Origin of the sequence: Algibacter aquimarinus, assembly GCF_039543265.1 — a bacterium.
In the GTDB taxonomy this organism is placed as follows: domain Bacteria; phylum Bacteroidota; class Bacteroidia; order Flavobacteriales; family Flavobacteriaceae; genus Algibacter_B; species Algibacter_B aquimarinus.
Genome location: NZ_BAABJK010000004.1, coordinates 1,421,682 through 1,440,726 on the forward strand (window position 1 = coordinate 1,421,682; position 19,045 = coordinate 1,440,726).

17 protein-coding genes are annotated in these 19,045 nt (G+C 32.1%); 8 read left to right on the plus strand and 9 right to left on the minus strand.

Annotated features, from left to right (window positions below):
• Positions 1-27: 27 nt before the first annotated feature.
• Together ABD939_RS09030 and purN are read right to left on the minus strand one after the other, a co-directional pair.
• Complete coding sequence (locus tag ABD939_RS09030) at positions 28-669, minus strand: ribonuclease H1 domain-containing protein (RefSeq protein WP_345167272.1); 642 nt, start codon at positions 667-669, stop codon at positions 28-30.
• Complete coding sequence (purN, locus tag ABD939_RS09035; protein ID WP_345167274.1) at positions 662-1,228, minus strand: phosphoribosylglycinamide formyltransferase; 567 nt, start codon at positions 1,226-1,228, stop codon at positions 662-664. The genes ABD939_RS09030 and purN overlap by 8 nt, the downstream gene beginning before the upstream one ends.
• Before the next feature lie 186 nt (positions 1,229-1,414).
• Here purN and ABD939_RS09040 point away from each other — a divergent pair, with 186 nt between their 5' ends.
• The 5 genes from ABD939_RS09040 to pyk all read left to right on the plus strand — a co-directional run bounded on the left by ABD939_RS09040 (position 1,415) and on the right by pyk (position 5,716).
• A complete protein-coding gene (locus tag ABD939_RS09040; RefSeq protein WP_008269813.1) occupies positions 1,415-1,648 on the plus strand; it encodes an acyl carrier protein in 234 nt (77 codons plus the stop codon).
• A gap of 22 nt (positions 1,649-1,670) precedes the next feature.
• Complete coding sequence (fabF, locus tag ABD939_RS09045; RefSeq protein ID WP_345167276.1) at positions 1,671-2,921, plus strand: beta-ketoacyl-ACP synthase II; 1,251 nt, start codon at positions 1,671-1,673, stop codon at positions 2,919-2,921.
• Positions 2,922-2,928: 7 nt separating this feature from the next.
• A complete protein-coding gene (gene rnc, locus ABD939_RS09050; protein WP_345167278.1) occupies positions 2,929-3,669 on the plus strand; it encodes a ribonuclease III in 741 nt (246 codons plus the stop codon).
• Positions 3,670-3,788: 119 nt separating this feature from the next.
• Positions 3,789-4,274: an IPExxxVDY family protein gene (locus ABD939_RS09055; RefSeq protein WP_345167280.1), complete on the plus strand. Its 486-nt coding sequence runs from the start codon at positions 3,789-3,791 to the stop codon at positions 4,272-4,274.
• Entirely contained in the window at positions 4,274-5,716 is a 1,443-nt protein-coding gene (gene pyk, locus ABD939_RS09060) for a pyruvate kinase (RefSeq protein WP_345167283.1), read from the plus strand. The genes ABD939_RS09055 and pyk overlap by 1 nt, the downstream gene beginning before the upstream one ends.
• A 640-nt stretch (positions 5,717-6,356) precedes the next feature.
• Here pyk and ABD939_RS09065 read toward each other — a convergent pair.
• The 4 genes from ABD939_RS09065 to ABD939_RS09080 are packed head-to-tail and all read right to left on the minus strand — an operon-like array spanning position 6,357 to position 10,083.
• Positions 6,357-7,385: a serine hydrolase domain-containing protein gene (locus ABD939_RS09065; RefSeq protein ID WP_345167286.1), complete on the minus strand. Its 1,029-nt coding sequence runs from the start codon at positions 7,383-7,385 to the stop codon at positions 6,357-6,359.
• A 28-nt stretch (positions 7,386-7,413) separates the two neighbouring features.
• Positions 7,414-8,334, minus strand: coding sequence for an NAD(P)-dependent alcohol dehydrogenase (locus ABD939_RS09070; protein WP_345167289.1), 921 nt, complete (start codon positions 8,332-8,334; stop codon positions 7,414-7,416).
• A 23-nt stretch (positions 8,335-8,357) separates the two neighbouring features.
• Positions 8,358-9,464 carry an acyltransferase family protein gene (locus ABD939_RS09075; RefSeq protein WP_345167292.1) on the minus strand — a complete coding sequence of 369 codons (1,107 nt, stop codon included), beginning with the start codon at positions 9,462-9,464 and terminating at the stop codon, positions 8,358-8,360.
• Between the two features lie 25 nt (positions 9,465-9,489).
• Complete coding sequence (locus tag ABD939_RS09080) at positions 9,490-10,083, minus strand: ankyrin repeat domain-containing protein (RefSeq protein ID WP_345167294.1); 594 nt, start codon at positions 10,081-10,083, stop codon at positions 9,490-9,492.
• 236 nt (positions 10,084-10,319) lie between these two features.
• Here ABD939_RS09080 and ABD939_RS09085 point away from each other — a divergent pair, with 236 nt between their 5' ends.
• Positions 10,320-12,392 (plus strand): helix-turn-helix domain-containing protein, encoded by a 2,073-nt coding sequence (locus ABD939_RS09085; protein ID WP_345167296.1) that lies wholly within the window; start codon positions 10,320-10,322, stop codon positions 12,390-12,392.
• 18 nt (positions 12,393-12,410) lie between these two features.
• Here the strand turns inward: ABD939_RS09085 and dinB are convergent, their stop codons facing one another.
• A complete protein-coding gene (gene dinB, locus ABD939_RS09090; protein WP_345167300.1) occupies positions 12,411-13,514 on the minus strand; it encodes a DNA polymerase IV in 1,104 nt (367 codons plus the stop codon).
• A gap of 65 nt (positions 13,515-13,579) precedes the next feature.
• On the opposite strand from dinB, the gene ABD939_RS09095 reads away from it, so the two are divergent.
• Positions 13,580-14,050 (plus strand): CYTH domain-containing protein, encoded by a 471-nt coding sequence (locus tag ABD939_RS09095; protein WP_345167303.1) that lies wholly within the window; start codon positions 13,580-13,582, stop codon positions 14,048-14,050.
• The gene (locus ABD939_RS09100) at positions 14,050-14,595 is read left to right on the plus strand and encodes a YciI family protein (protein WP_345167306.1); all 546 of its coding nucleotides are present in this window, start codon (positions 14,050-14,052) and stop codon (positions 14,593-14,595) included. Before ABD939_RS09095 ends, ABD939_RS09100 begins: the two co-directional genes overlap by 1 nt.
• Before the next feature lie 4 nt (positions 14,596-14,599).
• Here ABD939_RS09100 and pbpC read toward each other — a convergent pair whose 3' ends face one another.
• Both pbpC and ABD939_RS09110 read right to left on the minus strand, forming a co-directional pair.
• Complete coding sequence (gene pbpC, locus ABD939_RS09105; RefSeq protein WP_345167308.1) at positions 14,600-16,951, minus strand: penicillin-binding protein 1C; 2,352 nt, start codon at positions 16,949-16,951, stop codon at positions 14,600-14,602.
• A 109-nt stretch (positions 16,952-17,060) separates the two neighbouring features.
• Positions 17,061-18,515, minus strand: coding sequence for a sialate O-acetylesterase (locus tag ABD939_RS09110; RefSeq protein WP_345167311.1), 1,455 nt, complete (start codon positions 18,513-18,515; stop codon positions 17,061-17,063).
• Positions 18,516-19,045 lie beyond the last annotated feature (530 nt).

The window sequence follows — 19,045 nt, forward strand, 5'->3', positions numbered from 1 at the left end:
TGGTTAAAGATTCATTACACTAGATTGTTATTTTCTTCCAAAATCAGCAGGAATTTCTCCCCAAGCTTTAGTTTCCCATTTGACAATAACGGTATTGTAAGAGTTATTTTTTAACCAATCAGTAGCACGATTTACTAAATCAAAAACAGGTTTGTTTTTCTCATTAGGTTTTAGTTTTGTGTTGCAGTTTTTCTTTCTAACCCAACTCATAGCAGTTTTAGAGTCTGTGTAAATTATACGATTACTTTTATTCTTTTTTAATAGTGCTAAACCATGAACAATTGCTAAAAACTCACCTATATTATTCGTGCCCTCTTCAAAAGGGCCTTGAATAAATAGTTGCTTTTTGGTTTTGGTATCTACGCCACGATATTCCATTTTCCCTGGGTTACCACTAGATGCTGCATCAACCGAAATAGAATTATAATTAGGTTTTCCTATTTTTTTAAGTTGAGCCTCAGAAAGTTCGCTTGTAAATGTCTTGCTTTTTCCAATATAATCTTTGTAATTACCTTTTAGCGCTTTTTTAGCAGCATCAAAAGTTGAAAACGATTTGTATTGGGCGCCTTGAAAATCTTTTATTTGAGCTTTACAATCATCCCATGATTCAAAAACACCAGTATGGTGTCCTTTCCAAACGGTATAATATTTTTTTTTCTTTTTACTCATTTAAAAGTTTGTCAACCACTTTTGGAAAATGTTCCATCTCTAATTCATGAATTTTACGAGCCACATCTTCTGCAGAATCATTACTATCAACATTACATTTCGCCTGAAAAATAATGGCGCCTTCATCATAATGCTCATTTACGTAATGTATTGTAATACCGGTCTCTGTTTCTTTATTTTGTACAACGGCTTCATGAACATGCATACCATACATGCCTTTACCACCAAACTTTGGCAGTAAAGCAGGATGAACATTAATAACTTTATTAGGAAAAGCGTTTAAAATATGTTCAGGAAATTTCCATAAAAAACCTGCTAAAACAATTAAGTCTGGTTTAGAGGTATTTAAAATATTTAGAACATCATTAGTTTTTGAAAATGCTATTCTGTTGAATGACAACGCACTAACTTTAAGTTTTTTTGCACGTTCTAAAACTTTGGCATGAGGATTGTTAGATAGTATTTGAATAACAGACGCATTATCGCTGTTGTGAAAAAACTTTATCAAATTTTCAGCATTACTTCCGCTCCCGGACGCAAAAATTACAATACGTTTCATTTTACAGACTATAGTGTTAATATTATTCGAACAAAAAAAAGAATAATTATTAACAATTAGAAGGGAAAAACTAATTACTTAGAAGTAATTTTAGTAAATTACCAACACATTTTTATCGTAAAAGTGTATTATAAAATAAAGTTTTTTATTTTTGCCAACTAATTAAAACATTAAAATTAAAAGATTATGTCAGACATTGCATCAAGAGTAAAAGCGATTATCGTGGACAAATTAGGAGTAGATGAAAACGAAGTTGTTACTGAAGCTAGCTTCACAAACGATTTAGGAGCCGACTCTTTAGACACTGTGGAATTAATTATGGAGTTCGAAAAAGAATTCGATATTCAAATACCAGACGACCAAGCTGAAAATATTGCAACAGTTGGTCAAGCTATTTCTTATATAGAAGAAGCAAAATAAGAAAAACAATCTAAAATACTTTATGGAATTAAAGCGAGTTGTAGTCACAGGATTGGGCGCTTTAACCCCAATTGGCAATACCAAAGATGAATATTGGGAAGGCTTAATTAGTGGTAAAAGTGGAGCTGCGCCTATAACATATTATGATACCGAGAAGTTTAAAACAAAGTTCGCTTGCGAATTAAAAAACTTTAACGTTACCGACTTTCTAGACAGAAAAGAGGCTCGTAAAATGGATAAGTTTGCACAATATGCTATGGTAGCAGCAGACGAAGCCATTGAAGATGCTAAATTAAATCTAGATGAAGTCAATAAATTACGTGTTGGTGTTATATGGGGAGCAGGTATTGGCGGGTTAGAAACCTTTCAGCAAGAAGTTTTAAATTTTGCTGCTGGTGATGGTACCCCAAGATTCAATCCATTCTTTATTCCAAAAATGATTGCTGATATTGCGCCAGGAAACATCTCTATAAAACATGGTTTTATGGGGCCAAACTATACAACAGTTTCTGCATGCGCATCCTCTGCTAACGCTATGTTTGATGCTTTAAACTCGATTCGTTTAGGACACACAGATGTTGTTGTTACAGGAGGTAGTGAAGCAGCGGTAACTATTGCAGGTATGGGTGGTTTTAACGCAATGCATGCCCTATCAACTAGAAATGAAAGTCCAGAAACGGCTTCCAGACCTTTTGACGCTACCAGAGATGGTTTTGTTTTAGGAGAAGGAGCAGGAGCACTAGTTCTAGAAGAATACGAACATGCAAAAGCTAGAGGAGCAAAAATATATGCAGAATGTATTGGAGGAGGTTTATCTTCTGATGCGCATCATATGACGGCACCTCACCCAGATGGCATTGGTGTTATAGCAGTAATGAAAAATTGTTTAGAAAATGCAGGCTTAAAGCCAGAAGATGTTGACCATATAAACACACATGGTACATCTACACCCTTAGGCGATGTTGCAGAACTAAAAGCAATTACAGAAGTATTTGGAAGTCACGCAAAAAATATAAATATTAATTCAACTAAATCAATGACAGGTCACCTTTTAGGTGCCGCTGGAGCTATTGAAGCTATTTCGGTCATATTGGCTATGGAAAACGGTATTGTACCACCAACCATAAACCATACAACTGTTGATGAAAACATTGATCCTGAACTAAATTTAACCTTAAATAAGGCACAAAAGCGCGACGTAAAAGTAGCAATGAGTAATACATTTGGATTTGGCGGTCACAACGCTTGTGTAATATTCAAAAAAATAGATTAAATCCCGAATGGATAGCATTCGTAACTTACTAAATTCCCGTTTCAAACGCAACGGGAATTTTTTTATGGAGTTATCTAAAATACTTGGTTTTAAACCGAAAAAAATAAAATACTACAAAAAAGCCTTTACCCATCGTTCTATGAATATTAGAGATAGTAAGGGTAACCCATTTAATTACGAACGTTTAGAATTTCTTGGTGACGCGATGCTCAGCTCCGTAATTGCATCACATTTATATTTAGAAGTACCAAGTGGCGATGAAGGTTACTTAACAAAAATGCGCTCGAAAGTTGTAAGCAGAGAACATTTAAATGAGTTAGGTAAAGACTTGAAACTAATAGATTTAGTGGAAAGTAAAATACCATCAGGTCAATTTGGAGATAACATTCATGGCAATCTGTTTGAAGCTTTAGTAGGGGCTATATTTTTAGATAAAGGTTATAAATACTGTGAAAAATTCATTTTCAAACGCGTTATAATTCCTTATGTAGATATTGAAACTTTAGAAGGAAAAGTGATTAGTTATAAGAGTTTGCTTATTGAATGGTGCCAGAAAGAAAAAAAGACATTTGGATACAATGTTTATGAAGATACAGGTAATGACGATGTTAGGCATTTTTCTGTAAAACTATCTATTGACGAAAAAGTAATTGCAAAAGCCAGAGCTACATCAAAGAAAAAGGCAGAAGAAAAAGCTTCAAAACGAGCCTTTTTTGCATTTCAAAGTAAAATGTCTAAAATGATATAACAGGTATTTAGTAAAAGAATTAACTATAACGTTTTAGTAGTTTTTATTCTTAAGATTGTGTAAAACTTATACATAGTAAATTTTTTAAAGCCTATATTTACACTGTTTAAAAATGAGTTATGCCTGTTCACAAACTTATTCTTGATGATGTTTTTGAAGAAGTACGATACTCTTTAATTGCTTTGCATTGCACAATTGAAGACTATAGGTTAGCCTACCTTCTAAATAAAAACTTGGGTATTACATTATCTCGAAAATCATCAGACTTAGACCATAATAATGGGAAATCCACATACTCAATTTTTGAATGGGAAGATGAAAAACAATTAACAACTTGGAGTTTGGTTTCTAATGTTTGTAAAATAGAAACCTATCAACAAATAGATTATCAATCTTTGTTCGATAACCAGGAAACAATAATAAAAAAGACTAATTTAATACCAGAGTATAAGCGCGTTAATTATTTTTTGAAAATAGATAACCAGTTAAATTTTAGTAGAGAAAAGTATATTTTAAATAACGTTTTAAAAATACCTCAAATTGCAACCGCTTATAGTATTGACAGTAATAAATTAAAATCTAAAGACAACTTAATTTTTAGCTAATGCCATTAAGAAAAAAAACCAAAATAGTAGCAACTCTAGGACCCGCTACAAGTACTAAAGAAGTTTTAAAAGGAATGCTTGAAGAAGGCGTTAATGTATTTAGAATTAACTTTTCTCATGCAGATTACAGTGATGTTAAAGAACGTATTCAAATGATACGAGATTTAAATGAGGAATTTGGTCATACAGCAGCTATTTTAGGAGATTTACAAGGTCCTAAATTACGTGTAGGTGTGATGAAAGAAGAAGTTGTTGTAAACCCAGGCGATGAAATTATTTTTGCAACTGGCGAGCGTTTTGAAGGTACAAAAGAGCGTGTTTACATGACCTATGATAGATTCCCACAAGATGCTAAACCAGGAGAGCGTATTCTTTTGGATGATGGAAAACTTATATTTGAAGTTGTATCAACAGATAAAAAATCAGAAGTAAAAGCCAAAGTTATTCAAGGTGGTCCCTTAAAATCTAAAAAAGGTGTAAATCTTCCTAATACCAATATTTCTCAACCAGCACTTACTGAAAAAGACATTAAAGATGCAGAGTTTGCTATAAAACAAGATGTAGATTGGATAGCCTTATCTTTTGTTCGTCATGCTGAAGATTTAATGCAGTTAAGAGATTTAATAAATAAGCACAGCGACCATAAAATACCAATTATTGCAAAAATTGAGAAACCAGAAGCTGTTGAGAACATAGATAAAATTGTGACGCATTGTGATGGAATTATGGTAGCTCGTGGCGATTTAGGTGTTGAAGTTCCTGCAGAGGAGGTGCCTTTAATTCAAAAGCAACTCGTGCTTCGTGCAAAAAAAGCTAGAATTCCAGTTATTATAGCAACGCAAATGATGGAAACCATGATTTCCAGCTTAACACCCACAAGAGCAGAGGTTAACGATGTTGCAAATTCTGTAATGGATGGCGCTGATGCTGTAATGCTTTCAGGTGAAACGTCAGTTGGTAAATACCCAATAGAGGTTATAAAACAAATGAGCGATATTTTAAAAAGCGTAGAAGACTCTAAACTTATTAAAGTACCTCAATTGCCACCACATATTCGTACTAACCGTTACATCACAAAATCAATTTGTTATCACGCTGCTAATATGGCAAACGAAATTAATGCTCAAGCCATTTCTACGTTAACAAATAGTGGTTATACGGCATTTCAAATTTCAGCTTGGAGACCGTCATGTCATATTTTAGTATTTACATCAAACAAACGTATTTTAACGCGTTTAAGTTTACTTTGGGGCGTTCGTGCGTTCTATTATGACAAGTTTGTAAGTACCGATGAAACTATAGAAGATGTTAATGCCATAGCTTGTAAAATGGGGTATTTAGATGAAGGTGATATGCTTATAAGTTTGGCTGCAATGCCTATACAAGATAAAGGTATGGTTAATACATTAAGAGTTACAGAGATAACGACTTGTAATTTTTAATTACCAAAGGTTTAAAATATTAGGGCGTTACCACAAGGGTCGCTCTTTACATTATATCTTTTAAATAGAAAAAACTGAGTAAAAGCAGTTTTTTCTATTTAAGATGATTCTCTATATTCTGATTTATTTTCTCAATTATTAATTTGTGTTCTTTCTTCATTTAATTAAGCTGATTATAATTGTATCTCTCTAATTTTTCCTTTGATGTACGATTTAAGAGTTTAAAAAGTCTAATTTATTTTTGTATAAAGCTATCTTAATTAGTAACCCAATAAGTGGTAGATAAAATATAAGGTTTAAAATTCCTGCATAAAGGCCTAATTCAAATGGCTCAATCTTTAAATTTCCAATGAAATATTCCACAATCTTATCTTGGAATACAGCAAGTACTATTTTTATTAACCAAAATATTATTAAAGTATAGATGAAGTATTTCGTTTTCATAGATTGAATATTGGTGGGTTTAAATTGTAGCCAACGACTTGATATGAAATCGTTTTAATGTTTTATATCTGATGTTAAACGAAGGTAGCTGAAAATTTTTACAAAGTCAAGTAAGTACTTTTACCTTACAAAACTCAAACTTCAACTGCAAACTCACACTTTTTGTACAGGATTTTTCTTTGCAGAGTCAAGATATTCATGTGCTTTTATTATCTCTGATTATTTTCACAATTCGGTTTATTACGATTTCTGATAAATTCCATTCGTAGCCATTAAAATCAGTTGTATTTATAAATTGAACAACAACTGTGTCAATGTCTTCATGGTATTCTGCCAGACTCTGATAACCTATTACTAGACCTCCATGTTCGTATTCATAAGGATAAATTTCCTGTTCTCCTTCATTAAATACTGAACCATCGTTTAATGCTCGCAAAAATATTCCAACATCCTCTGCTGTGGCTAACATGCCGTATTCATTGGCCTTAAAATCTTTTTCAATACCAACATAATAACCACTCATAACGTCGTCTAAATTAATATCATTGATTGAAAAAAACGTATTGTTGAGCTCGAGAGGCACCAGAATTCTTTCTTTTATATACTGCTGGTGGCTATAGCCCAAAACCTCATCAATAATCTCGCACAGTAAATAATAATTGGTATTTGAATATTCATAGCCTTTATCTGGTTCAAAACTAGCTGGTAAATTGAATACAAATTCAAGAGGCTTTTTTCCATTCTCTTGTTCATTTTCCCAATAAGCTGGATTATCTGTAAAATTTGGAATACCAGACCGATGTTGAACCATCATTTTTAAGGTGATTTCTTCTGCATTTTCAATTTTGCCTACAAGTTCGGGAAAGTAATCAGCGAGGGTTTTATCAAAAGATAACCGTTTTTCTTTAACTAGTTTAGTGACGGATACAGCAACATATAACTTGCTGATACTGGCAATTTTGAATAAAGATTTTGGATTAGCAGGTATTTTATTTTCTCTGTTATTCCAACCGCCTGCATAAAACGCTGGAGGTTTTCCTGCTTCATCTACATAAATAATCATACCATCAAAACCATGACCAATAGCTTCATTTACTTGTTCTTGAACCGTATCAGGTAATGGTAATATCCAAGCTTTTACCAAAATCCATGGTACAAAATACAATGAGCCTATACTTGCCATTATAAATACGATTCGTAGTATTCTTTTTGTTTGTGTTTTCATATTAATATCGTGTGTTTAGTGCTGCAGCTTATTTTACTATTTCAATTACAACATTTCCTCTTTTGCGACCAGAGTCAACGTACTCATGTGCTTTTACAAGGTTATTTAGTGTAAAGGTTTTATCAATAAAAGGTTTTATTTTTCCTTGTTCTACAAGACTTTTCACTTCTTTAAGATATTCAACCTTTTCTTTTGTAAGCATAGTAACAGAGACATAAACACCACCGCTATTTAATACTTTTTTTGCCTCAGATTTTGTTGTTTTACCAACGGCATCAAAAACAATATCAAATTTTTTATTACTCTCGGTATAGTCATTTTTCTTGTAGTTAATAACATGGTCTGCACCCAACGATTTAACCATCTCCAGATTAGAATCGCTACAAACTCCAGTTACTTCTGCACCTTCTTTATTAGCCAGTTGTACAGCATAACTTCCAACACTACCAGATGCTCCATATACTAAAACACGCTGTCCCTTCTTTAGATTTGCTTTGTTGAGAAGATACATAGCTGTCATAGACCCAACAGGTAACGCAGCAGCTTCTTTGAAGTTAAGGTTTTTTGGTTTAATGGCAACAACACCATGTTTCCATTGTTGAGGTAAGCAAATGTACTCTGCGTACGATCCTGTTTTTAGCATTGTAGTTGTTCCAAAAACTTCGTCTCCAACGTTAAATTTTGTAACACTCTTTCCAATTTTTTCAATAGTACCAGCTAACTCATGACCTAAAATGGATTTCTTTGGTTTTAATAGACCAAAAATTAATCTAGCTGGGAGCCAGAATAAAGGAGGGAAATCTGAACTACGTAGTCTTACATCTCCAGATGTAACAGTAGCTGCGTGTATTTTAACCAGAATTTCATTGTCCTTTGGTTGAGGTTTCTTTATATCTATTAATTTAAGGACTTCTGGAGCACCATATTTTTTATAAACTACAGCTTTCATTTTTTTCTTTTTTTAATATATTCTTATAAGGTTTCGGCTTTTTTGGTAACCTGATTACTTCTCAATTTATTAGTATTTCTATAATTCCATTTCAGTCCAAATAAAGGTTTCAAAATATTTATTCGTCTTAACATAAATTCATAAATAATAAAACAAACTACAAATGTAAAAACCGTTATAGCTATAAATTGTAACCAAGGGTTAATGTGTAATGGTAAAATAAATAGCGCCCCTAAATACAATACAAACATATGTAATATGTAAACTGGATAAACCGCTTTACTAAGGTAACTTAAAAGGTTACTTGGTTTGTTAAGGTAATGATAACCAAGACCAAAAACCCCAAATATCCAACAATTAGACTCAATTGACATTAGATACATATTTGATATAGACTCTAACCCAGTAAATCGTATTATGAATAATATAGTAGCTATACCTATGTACAACCATTTCCATTTTTTCACTGTTTGCCAAAAACTTTTACCACTGTAAACAAACAGAAAACCAAATAAAAATGCAAGAAATCCAATAAAAAATCCGTGCCAAGTTTTGGCATATATTTCAAATATTTGTGGTTTAACAAGGCCTACTTCTAACATAAAAAACACAGAAATAAATAATGGACCTATTGCATAAGACATCACTTTTGAAAGCGCTTTTCTAAATTTTCCATTATCATGTTTTTTCAAATAGAAAAAAAGGGGTGACAGCAAAAGGACATACACAAAAATATTGCCCAAAAACCATAAATGCCCACTATCAGGATAGTAATTTAATGGCATGTTATAATACTTTTGAAAAACAAACATATGCAATGTTGTAATTGCAAAAAAACCAAAAACAAAAGGCAGAAGAATTCTCTTAGATCGTTCTAGGAGTAAAGCTTTCCAGTTTCTTTTTTTCATTGCAAAAAACAAACCCATTCCAGATACATAGAATAAAAGTGGAATTCGCCAAACATTTAACATCGTCATGGGTTGCCACAAAAGTTCTAATGTTTCATTACTTCTTATAAAACCAATAAACATGGCCCAAGGTTGAAAAATGATTGCAATGTGGTATATAAGTAATAACCCAATGGCAATTACTCTTAACCAATCTATATCGTATCTTCTATCTGTTGTCATTTTAGTTGTTGTTAAAGGTCAAATATTACTGTAGCATCATGGCAATTACAGGACGCGCTTTTTTTAGCTCTTCCATATCAAGTGTAAATCCCATTGGTTCTAATTGCTGTACAAGCATTTCATAAAATGGTTTTACTTCTTCAAAATTTGCCATTACAGTTTCTCTTGGAGTAGCTCCAAAATTGTTGCGTAAGCTTTTATCAGCTTTAGCATCAATAAGCATTTGTACAATTTCTATTCGCCCAAAAAATGCTGCGGTATGTAAAACGTTAGACCCATCATTGTTTTTTACAGATAAATCTGCGTCAGAATCTATAAGTAATTTTGCTATTTGTGGTTTGTTAAATGTAGTTGCAGACATTAAAGGTGTTGAACCACTCATAGCTTCTTTTTGGTTAATATTAGTTCCTGCTTTAATATGTTGTTTTACAGCTTCTATATTCCCAGATATAACTGCTGTATGAATATCAATACTTGGTTTAGTTACTGTTTTTTCAACTCCAACATTATTATTTACAGTTGATTTTTTATCGGATTGCGCACATGCGCTTGCAAATAAAACAGTAAGAAATAGCATTTTAATTTTCATTTTAAAAGTGTTAATGTTTAATGTTTTCATGATTTAATTTTTTAATGATTTATATTCTGATTTTTGTTACAACAAAGATCTGGCAAGAGGTTAAAAGCCTGTTAATGCTTATGAAGCCTTATATATAAAGTTTATTGAAGATTTGAAAGTTATGACGCAGAAGTATAAATTATGACGCAAATGCTCTTTTTCTAAACAGAATTCTGGAGAAAAACTCGTTATGCATATCAATTAAATTTTCTACTTTCGTAAGAGTACAAAATCACATGTCTGACATTTCATTTCAAGAAAAATTTATTGAACAAGCCAAAGCAATTGTTTTGGAGAATATCTCTAATGAACAATTTGGCGTTTCAGAGTTAGCATATTTAATGAATATGAGTCGTTCTAATTTGTTGAGAAAAATAAAAAGGCAAACTAAACTTAGTGCAAGTCAATTTATTCGTCAAGTACGTCTTGAAAAAGGGATGGAACTTTTAAAACAAACAGAGCTTACAGCATCTGAGATTTCTTATCAGGTTGGTTTTGGAAACAACTCTTATTTTACAAAATGCTTTAGAGAACATTATGGATTTTCACCAGGAGAAGCCAGAAAAAGAACTAGTGAAGAAGGGATTCAGAAAAAAGAAGATGTAACAACTAGTTTTTTTAAACAGTACCGCTTGCAAATAATTATAGGAATATCCTTGGTTTTACTTGTATGTGCATTTTTTATTTTTAATAAAGCCATTACGCCATCTAAAATAGAAAATGACGATATAAAAAAATCTATAGCAGTACTGCCTTTTAAGAATATGAGTAGTGATTCTACTAATCTATATTTTGTAAATGGACTTATGGAATCGTCTCTTAATAATTTGCAAAAAATTGAAGATTTACGTGTTATAAGTAGAACATCTGTTGAAAAATATAGAAATGAAAACAAAACGATATCAGAAATAGCAGAAGAATTAAACGTTAGTTACTTAGTTGAAGGTAGCGGGCAACGTATAGGAGATCAGGTTTTATTAAACATTCAACTAATCCAGGCATCAAATGATACGCCAATCTGGGCAGAACAATATAACTACGAAGTAGTAGATGTTTTCTCTCTACAAAATGCTGTTGCCAAAAAAATTGCAGAAGCTATAAAGGCTAAAGTTACACCTTCTGAATTGGAGTTAATTGATAAAAAGCCTACGGATAATGTAGTAGCTTATGATTTTTATCTAAAGGGGCAAGAATTTCTTCAAACTGAAACTAAAGAAGGACTAGAGGAAGCTATACCTTTATTTGAAAAAGCTATTGAACATGACCCTGAATTTGCTCTAGCTTATTCTAAAATTGCACTAGCGTATTTTTACCTTGATCTTTATCAAGCTGAAAAACAATACACAGATATTATTAATAATAACGCAGACAAAGCCTTACTTTATGATTCTAAATCTGATTTAAGCCTTATTGCAAAGGCACTTTACTATATAAATAATCAAGAATATAGATATGCTGTTCCACATTTAGAAAAAGCCTTAGAGTACAATCCTAATTCAGCATCTGTGGTAAATATGCTTGGAGATTTATATTCTCGTGTTATCCCTAATACGGCAAAATATTTAAAATATGCATTAAAAGGTATAGAGCTCGATATTGCTGCTAACGATTCAATTGGTAAAAGCTTCATCTATTTAAACCTTAGTAATGCTTTTATTCAAACTGGTTTTACAGATGAGGCACTTAAGTTCATAAATTTATCTTTAGATTCGAATTCAAAGAATGCCTATGCTCCTTATTTAAAAATATTTATTCAGTATGCGGAACATCGAAACATGGATAAAATCACAAATTCACTAGTTAAGGAGTGGGAAAAAGATACGACGCGTTTAGATATTATGCAGGAAGTAGGAAAGCTTTACTATTTCCAAAAGAAGTATGATAGCGCCTACCGTTATTATAATAAATATATAACCATTAAAGAGAAAAATGGATTAAATCTTTACCCACAAGAGAATCTTAAAATTGGTATTGTTTTTGAAAAAATGGGCTTAAATAAAAAAGCTGCCGATTTATATAGTGCGTACTCGCAATATTGTGAAAATGATGAATCGATATATAAGCCTGCAAGTTTAGCTTCTAAATATGTTCATGAAGGAAAATTTGATCTTGCAATAGAAAATCTGCAAAAATTCGCAACAAAAAATAATTTTCAATACTGGATTTTGCTCTTTACAGATAAAGATCCTTTGATGGACCAATTGAAGAATCACCCTGAATATAAATCCACAATCAAAAAAATTGAAAATAGATTTTGGGAAAATCATAACCAATTGAAACAATCACTAAAGGATTCTAAACTTATTTGATTCTTTAGCTTAAAAAACTTAAAACTCAAACTTCAATTGCACGCTAACACTCTTTTTTTGTTCAGGCTTTTTCTTTTTAGTTTCTGTATTTAAATTAGATAAAGAAATACCCAATAATCGTACAGAATTATTTAGTTTTTCTTGATATAATAAATCTTTAGCTGTTTCTAAAATCACGCTTTTGTCACTAATATAATAAGGCAATGTTTTACTACGAGTTTGCAATGTAAAGTCGCTGTATTTTATTTTTAGAGTTACTGTTTTTCCTGCTACTTTATTTTTGCTTAAACGTCTGGAAACTTCTTCAGCAATATGCTCTAATTTTTCAAGCATAAATATTTCACTAGATAAGTTTTCTCTAAAAGTGCGTTCTGCAGCTAAACTTTTTCGAATTCTATTGGGCTTTACTTCACTGTTTTGGATGCCTCTTACAATGTAATAATAATACCTTCCAGATTTTCCAAAATTTTCATCTAGATATTCTAATGATTTTTGTTTTAAATCTAATCCAGTAAAAATTCCTTTTTGGTACATTTTTTCTGCAGTAACTTTACCAACACCGTAAAATTTCCTGATATCTAAATCTTCTAAAAAAGCAATAACTTCCTCAGGGTTTACTGTTTTTTGTCCGTTAGGTTTATTATAATCGCTTGCTACTTTAGCAATAAATTTATTGATAGAAATACCTGCTGAAGCTGTTAATCCAACTTCATTAAAAATACGGTCTCTAATATCTTTTGCAATTAATGAAGCACTTGGGTTTCCTTTTTTGTTGTTGGTAACATCTAAATAAGCTTCATCAAGAGAAAGCGGCTCAACTAAATCTGTGTAATCAAAAAATATGCTTCTAATTTTTTTCGATATTTCTATATATCTATCAAAATTTGTTTTTACAAAAATAAGTTCAGGGCAAAGTTTAATGGCCAACGTTCCACTCATAGCACTTTTAACTCCAAATTTTCTAGCCTCATAACTTGCAGCACTAATTACACCACGTTTACCGGCACCACCAACAGCAATAGGTTTGCCTTTTAAATCTGGATTATCCATTTGCTCAACAGATGCATAAAACGCATCCATATCTACATGTATAATTTTTCTAATTGGTAAATTGCCAGACATACTGTAAATTTAGGCATTAAATACCTTATAATTATCGAATTTTTAATAGTGTATAAAAATAGTTAATGATAGAAATAGAGCGTAAATTTTTGGTTAATTCTGATGTGTATAAAAATGAAGCATTCAAAAAAACTAGAATTAGTCAAGGGTTTTTAAACACGCATAAAGAACGAACCGTTAGAGTTAGAATTAAGGATAAAGAAAGCTTTATAACCGTGAAAGGAAAATCATCTAAAGATGGTTTGAAACGTTTTGAATGGGAAAAAGAAATACCATTAAATGAAGCCCAAGAACTTTTAAACATTTGCGAACATTCTATTATTGATAAAACGCGCTATGAAGTTAAAATAGGAAACCATATTTTTGAAGTAGATGAATTCTATGGAGAAAACAACGGCTTGGTAATTGCCGAAATAGAATTGAATTTTGAGGAAGAAGTTTTTGAAACTCCAAATTGGTTAGGAAAAGAAGTTACAGGAGATATTAAATACTACAACTCACAACTAAGTATACAACCATATAAAACCTGGAAATAATGAAAAAAATACTAACACTTTGCCTAATTGCTTATGCACTAATAGCTTGTAAAGATGAATCGAAAGCGACGCCTAACGATATTGAAATAGATTCAGAAATTATAGAAGAAGTAAAAGATTCTGTTGCAACTATCGCCGTAGAAGAACCCATAAAAAAAACTACCAAACAGATTAAGGAAGAACTTACAGCAAAAGGGTTTACGACGTTTGATTATGTTGATGAAAAAACAAAAGACACCATTTTAATGCAACAATACTTTATGGCGTTTTTAAAAAAAGGACCTATTCGCGGACAAAATGAAGAAGAATCGGCAGAACTTCAAGAACTACATTTAGCGCATTTAAAAAAAATGTATGAGATGGGTTATGCTGATATTTCTGGACCCTTTGGCGACGATGGTGATATTCGAGGAATTACCATTTATAACGTACCAACACTTAAAATGGCAGATAGTTTAGCCAACTCAGACCCTATGGTTAAAGCAGGACGATTGGAAATTGAAATACATCCTTGGTGGGCTGGTAAAGGGTTTCCTTTGAGGTGATTTATTAATTAGAAATCTCAAATTTTCGTTTTGCCTCATTTCCAAATTCATCTAAAACAGTAATCATATGTTTTCCAGATTTTGGTTTTATTCCTAATTCATGAATATCTTTTGTGCTTGCAACAAAGGTTTCATCAACATACCAAAATACAGTGCTCTCAGGTTTAGAATGTGCTATTTTTAAAATGAGTTCGTTAGTTTCACCATCAAAATCTTTAGGTAGAAAAATAGTGTTACTGGCTTTTGGGTAAATAAACTCAATAGAAACTGAGTTTTCACTTAAGCAATCTGCTCTAAATTTAGGTAAAGGTTTATAAAATGGGTTTTTAGTTTTGTAATAATATGCCATTAACGGAGGAAGAACAAACCACGATTTATGCTTAATATTTGATACATCTTCACAAGAAGAATTCACTTGGAAATTTTCATTTTTATCAACATGAATTAAAACATGATATGGGCATGGTTTAGTTTTTAAGCCGCTAATTTGAATATATTTTTCTTCAATATCATTACAATGTTGCGATGCTCTATGTCCACTTTGTTTACAAATAGAAACCTGTTGCATTTCATCAAAAGGTTTACTAAACCATTCACTGCTAGGTAATAGATCAAACACATCAAACAATATTGGTGCTGCGGTTTGTACACCAACAAGTCCTGGGCGTCCTTCGCCATCTGCATTTCCAACCCAAACACCAACTACGTAGTCTTTAGTAGTTCCAATAGCCCAAGCATCTCTAAACCCAAAACTGGTTCCTGTTTTCCAAGCAATTTGTTTGGAGCCATCAAAAAACTCCCAACTTTCATCACTTTCAGGTCTATTTACTTCTTTTAAACTCTCGTAGGTTAAATATATAGAGGCTGCATCAAAAAGTGTTTTTTCGGTAGTTTTTTTACCAAAATCAATAGTTTCAGAAGCTAAAAAAGTAGGTTCGCAAAATTCATTTGAAAAGTATTCGCTCGAATTTTCAGAGAAGTGATTTAAAGTTGATGATAACGCTGCGTAGCTTTTACATAAATCCCAAAGATTACTTTCGGCTCCACCTAAAACTAATGATAAACCATAATGATTTGCATTGTACTTTAAATCTTTAAGCTTTAATTGTTTTAGATAATGGTAAAACCTATCCAACCCAAATTCTTGCAATAGTCGTACAGAAGGAACATTTAAAGAGCGGGATAATGCACGACTTGCAGGAACAGCACCATCATAAGTTTTATCATAATTTTCTGGAGTATAATTTCCAAATTGTGTGGGCACATCGGTAACTAAAGTATTTGGTAATAAATCACCAGAATCTAGCATTGATGCGTATAAAAAAGGTTTTAAAATACTACCGGTACTTCTGGGTTTATTAATAATATCTACATGGTTTTCGTGTAATTTATCTGTTGGGGTATTTCCAACATAAGCTAGAACTTGCCTTGTATTTACATTTAAAATTAAAACAGCCGCATTATGAATTTCATTTTGTTTTAATTGATTGTAATGACTTTTTACAATATAATTAACCTGTTTTTGTAAGTTGTTATCAATTGTAGTTTGTATGCGAGTTCCTTTATAGTATTTACTTATTCTTTGTAGTAAATGTGGTGCAATTTGTGGTAAAGGATAAGGCTTTTTGGGTAGGTTTTCAGCTATTGAGAGTTCAAAAGTGAGTGTATCAATAATTGAGTTTTTTAATAATTTTAATAAGAGTCGATTTCTTTTTTTTAATAAGCGCTCTTGATTTTTCCCTGGATATATTAAACTTGGAGCATTTGGTAAAACTGCTAATGTGGCACTTTCCGCCCAGGATAATTCGTTTGCGTTTCTGTTAAAATAACGCCACGAAGCAGCATCAAGACCAACCACATTACCGCCAAAAGGCGCATTACTGGAATAATGTGCTAGAATAGTTTCTTTAGAATCTCTAAGCTCTAATCGAGTTGCTAAAACAAGTTCTTTTATTTTCTCAAAATAGGTGCGTTTTTGTCCTTTTCTAGACAACCGAATAACTTGTTGTGTTAAGGTGCTTCCGCCACGTTTTACACTACCAGATTTAAGATTAGCACTTAAAGCTTTAAAAATTGAAATTGGATTAAAACCCGGATGGTTATAAAAATACTCATCTTCAAATTGAATAATACACGTTTTAAACTTCTCTGGAATACTATCATTATGCGGAAAACGCCATTGGCCATCTTCGGCAATTTTAGCTCCCAGAAGTTCATGATTTGAACTTGTAATAACAGTAGCTGTTGGCTCTTTAAATAATTGTTTAGGTAGGCAAAAAATATAAAAAGCTAAAATTACTACAAAAACTGTAGTTTTTATTTTATGCTTCTTTATGTAATTTTTTAATTTCAACACTTACTATTATTTACTCTATTACTCTTAAATTAGATGTTTTTTAAGATAAATTTATGTAAAAATAGACTTTAAGAGTACTTATAAAATACGCACATTACATATCTTAATATTACTTTTTAGCTTGTGTAGCATCTTCCCACGTATCTGTTCTAAATGATGATGCAGGAAGAAGATTCGTGTCAAAAAGCGTTCCTACTACCCAGTTGCTCCAGGCATATCTTACTGCCACGGGATTTGGTACTGATGCACTTTTTACAAATACATCCTTTCGGTTTAAAATTTTGGCATCAGCTGGATAAAATACTTTATCGGCTCCTGCTATCTCAAAACCTTCTAATACATCATGTGTATATAAGCCTGTTTCAGCATTTTTAAATTTTATAACCATACCACTGTCTTTTAAAACAGACGATTCGTAAATAGGTGCTGCATAATCTACTGTTTTAAAGTTATAGGTTTGGTTTAATGCATTGTATAATAACCTGTCTGCAACTTCTTTTTTCTTAGGCGGATGTATAAAATATTCTTCACCAATATCCATAGTAATAGCAATTCCTGAATTTGGAATTAAATCTAAACATTCTAACTGAGCCTCACGGATAAAGGCAGAATTGCGAGGTGAATTATATTCTTTATTACCATTATAAATAAAAGGAGCAATTTGTACGTAATAAAATGGAAAATCTCCTATACCCCAACGAGAGCGCCAATCTTTTACCATAGCAGGGAAAAGCTTTTTGTAACTCTCTGGGTTGTTACGATTTGATTCACCTTGATACCATAACATCCCTTTTATTTTGAAGGGAACTAGAGGATTAATCATAGAATTAAACAAAGTTGTTGGTATACGATTTGATTTTTTAGAAATATCAACGCCATCAAGATTAATATTTTGGTAAGCACTTAAAGCCTCTTTACTCATCCAAGCTTCAATTAAACTACCTCCCCAAGACGTGTGAATCATTCCTACAGGACAACCTAGCGTTTCTTGAAGCTGTTGACCAAAGAAATAAGCAATGGCACTAAAATTTAAAATACTCTCTGGAGATGCTTCTTGCCAAGGCGTATACTTCTCAATATTTTTTAGTGGTATTTTAGAGCCAACCCTATCTACTGAAAACAATCTTAAATTTGGGTTTCTAGACTTTGCTATTGTCATATTAGGAGTAAATGTAGGCTGCCCATCGTAGCCTTTAATGGGTTGATACATGTTTGATTGTCCAGAACACAACCAAACTTCACCAAATAAAATATTTTCCAATACTATGTTTGATGCTTTACTTTTTATTTTAATAGTTTGAGGGTTTTTACTATTGGATGTTTTTACATCAATGCGCCAGTTACCATCATTATCGGCTTTAATATTTATGGGTTCTTTCAGGCATGAAACCTCAATAGATATCTCTTCTTTAGCATCAGACCAACCCCAAAGTACAACAGTAGTATTGCGTTGCAAAACCATATTTGATGATACTATGGCAGGAAGTACAACCTCTGCTTTTATAGATTGTGGAAATAATATATTTAATGTTGCAACGAGTATAATTAAGGTTGTTTTTCTCATAATTTCCATTGTATTTTTAAACCAATATTCTTTTGTAATTAGTAAAGTAAGTAATTGTTAATGTAACATAAAGTTTCGTTTCAATATGCTTTATAGGTTTTAAACCAGGTTTGTAGTTCGTTCTCGTAAATTTAAGGAAAAAATAAATTTCCAAAATCACCATTAATTAGGTACGCTTAAATATAAATTTTGTTTAAATGGTTTATGTTTTGGGCGTTACCCAAAAGGGTCGGGCTTTTTCGCTATATCTTTTTTTCGTGCCTCAAAAAAGGATGCCGCTTCAATCCCTAACGCGGGCATGTTAGGCGACTTATGGGTTTAAACCTAATAGTGTTTTATTTATGGAAAGGTTCGTTTAACGGCTTCGTATAACCGTCAGTTGCGGGTTAAGTTAGTTATATTTTTCTTTTATTCACTAGCGTTAGCAATTCCGAGTGGATTCGGACGTAGTCGAATCCGCCGTAATTGCGGTTATACATCTTAACTTAGCAATTCACTAAATTTCATATATAATCATAAAGAACCAAAGA

Excerpts from the sequence above, each read along its gene's own strand:
- rnc (WP_345167278.1), top strand. The coding sequence starts at position 2,929 with ATGGATAGCATTCGTAACTTACTAAATTCCCGTTTCAAACGCAACGGG.
- ABD939_RS09085 (WP_345167296.1), top strand. The coding sequence starts at position 10,320 with ATGTCTGACATTTCATTTCAAGAAAAATTTATTGAACAAGCCAAAGCA.
- pyk (WP_345167283.1), top strand. The coding sequence starts at position 4,274 with ATGCCATTAAGAAAAAAAACCAAAATAGTAGCAACTCTAGGACCCGCT.
- ABD939_RS09040 (WP_008269813.1), top strand. The coding sequence starts at position 1,415 with ATGTCAGACATTGCATCAAGAGTAAAAGCGATTATCGTGGACAAATTA.
- ABD939_RS09070 (WP_345167289.1), bottom strand. The coding sequence starts at position 8,334 with ATGAAAGCTGTAGTTTATAAAAAATATGGTGCTCCAGAAGTCCTTAAA.
- ABD939_RS09100 (WP_345167306.1), top strand. The coding sequence starts at position 14,050 with ATGAAAAAAATACTAACACTTTGCCTAATTGCTTATGCACTAATAGCT.
- ABD939_RS09095 (WP_345167303.1), top strand. The coding sequence starts at position 13,580 with ATGATAGAAATAGAGCGTAAATTTTTGGTTAATTCTGATGTGTATAAA.
- ABD939_RS09080 (WP_345167294.1), bottom strand. The coding sequence starts at position 10,083 with ATGAAAACATTAAACATTAACACTTTTAAAATGAAAATTAAAATGCTA.
- ABD939_RS09030 (WP_345167272.1), bottom strand. The coding sequence starts at position 669 with ATGAGTAAAAAGAAAAAAAAATATTATACCGTTTGGAAAGGACACCAT.
- ABD939_RS09075 (WP_345167292.1), bottom strand. The coding sequence starts at position 9,464 with ATGACAACAGATAGAAGATACGATATAGATTGGTTAAGAGTAATTGCC.
- fabF (WP_345167276.1), top strand. The coding sequence starts at position 1,671 with ATGGAATTAAAGCGAGTTGTAGTCACAGGATTGGGCGCTTTAACCCCA.
- ABD939_RS09065 (WP_345167286.1), bottom strand. The coding sequence starts at position 7,385 with ATGAAAACACAAACAAAAAGAATACTACGAATCGTATTTATAATGGCA.
- purN (WP_345167274.1), bottom strand. The coding sequence starts at position 1,228 with ATGAAACGTATTGTAATTTTTGCGTCCGGGAGCGGAAGTAATGCTGAA.
- dinB (WP_345167300.1), bottom strand. The coding sequence starts at position 13,514 with ATGTCTGGCAATTTACCAATTAGAAAAATTATACATGTAGATATGGAT.
- ABD939_RS09110 (WP_345167311.1), bottom strand. The coding sequence starts at position 18,515 with ATGAGAAAAACAACCTTAATTATACTCGTTGCAACATTAAATATATTA.
- ABD939_RS09055 (WP_345167280.1), top strand. The coding sequence starts at position 3,789 with ATGCCTGTTCACAAACTTATTCTTGATGATGTTTTTGAAGAAGTACGA.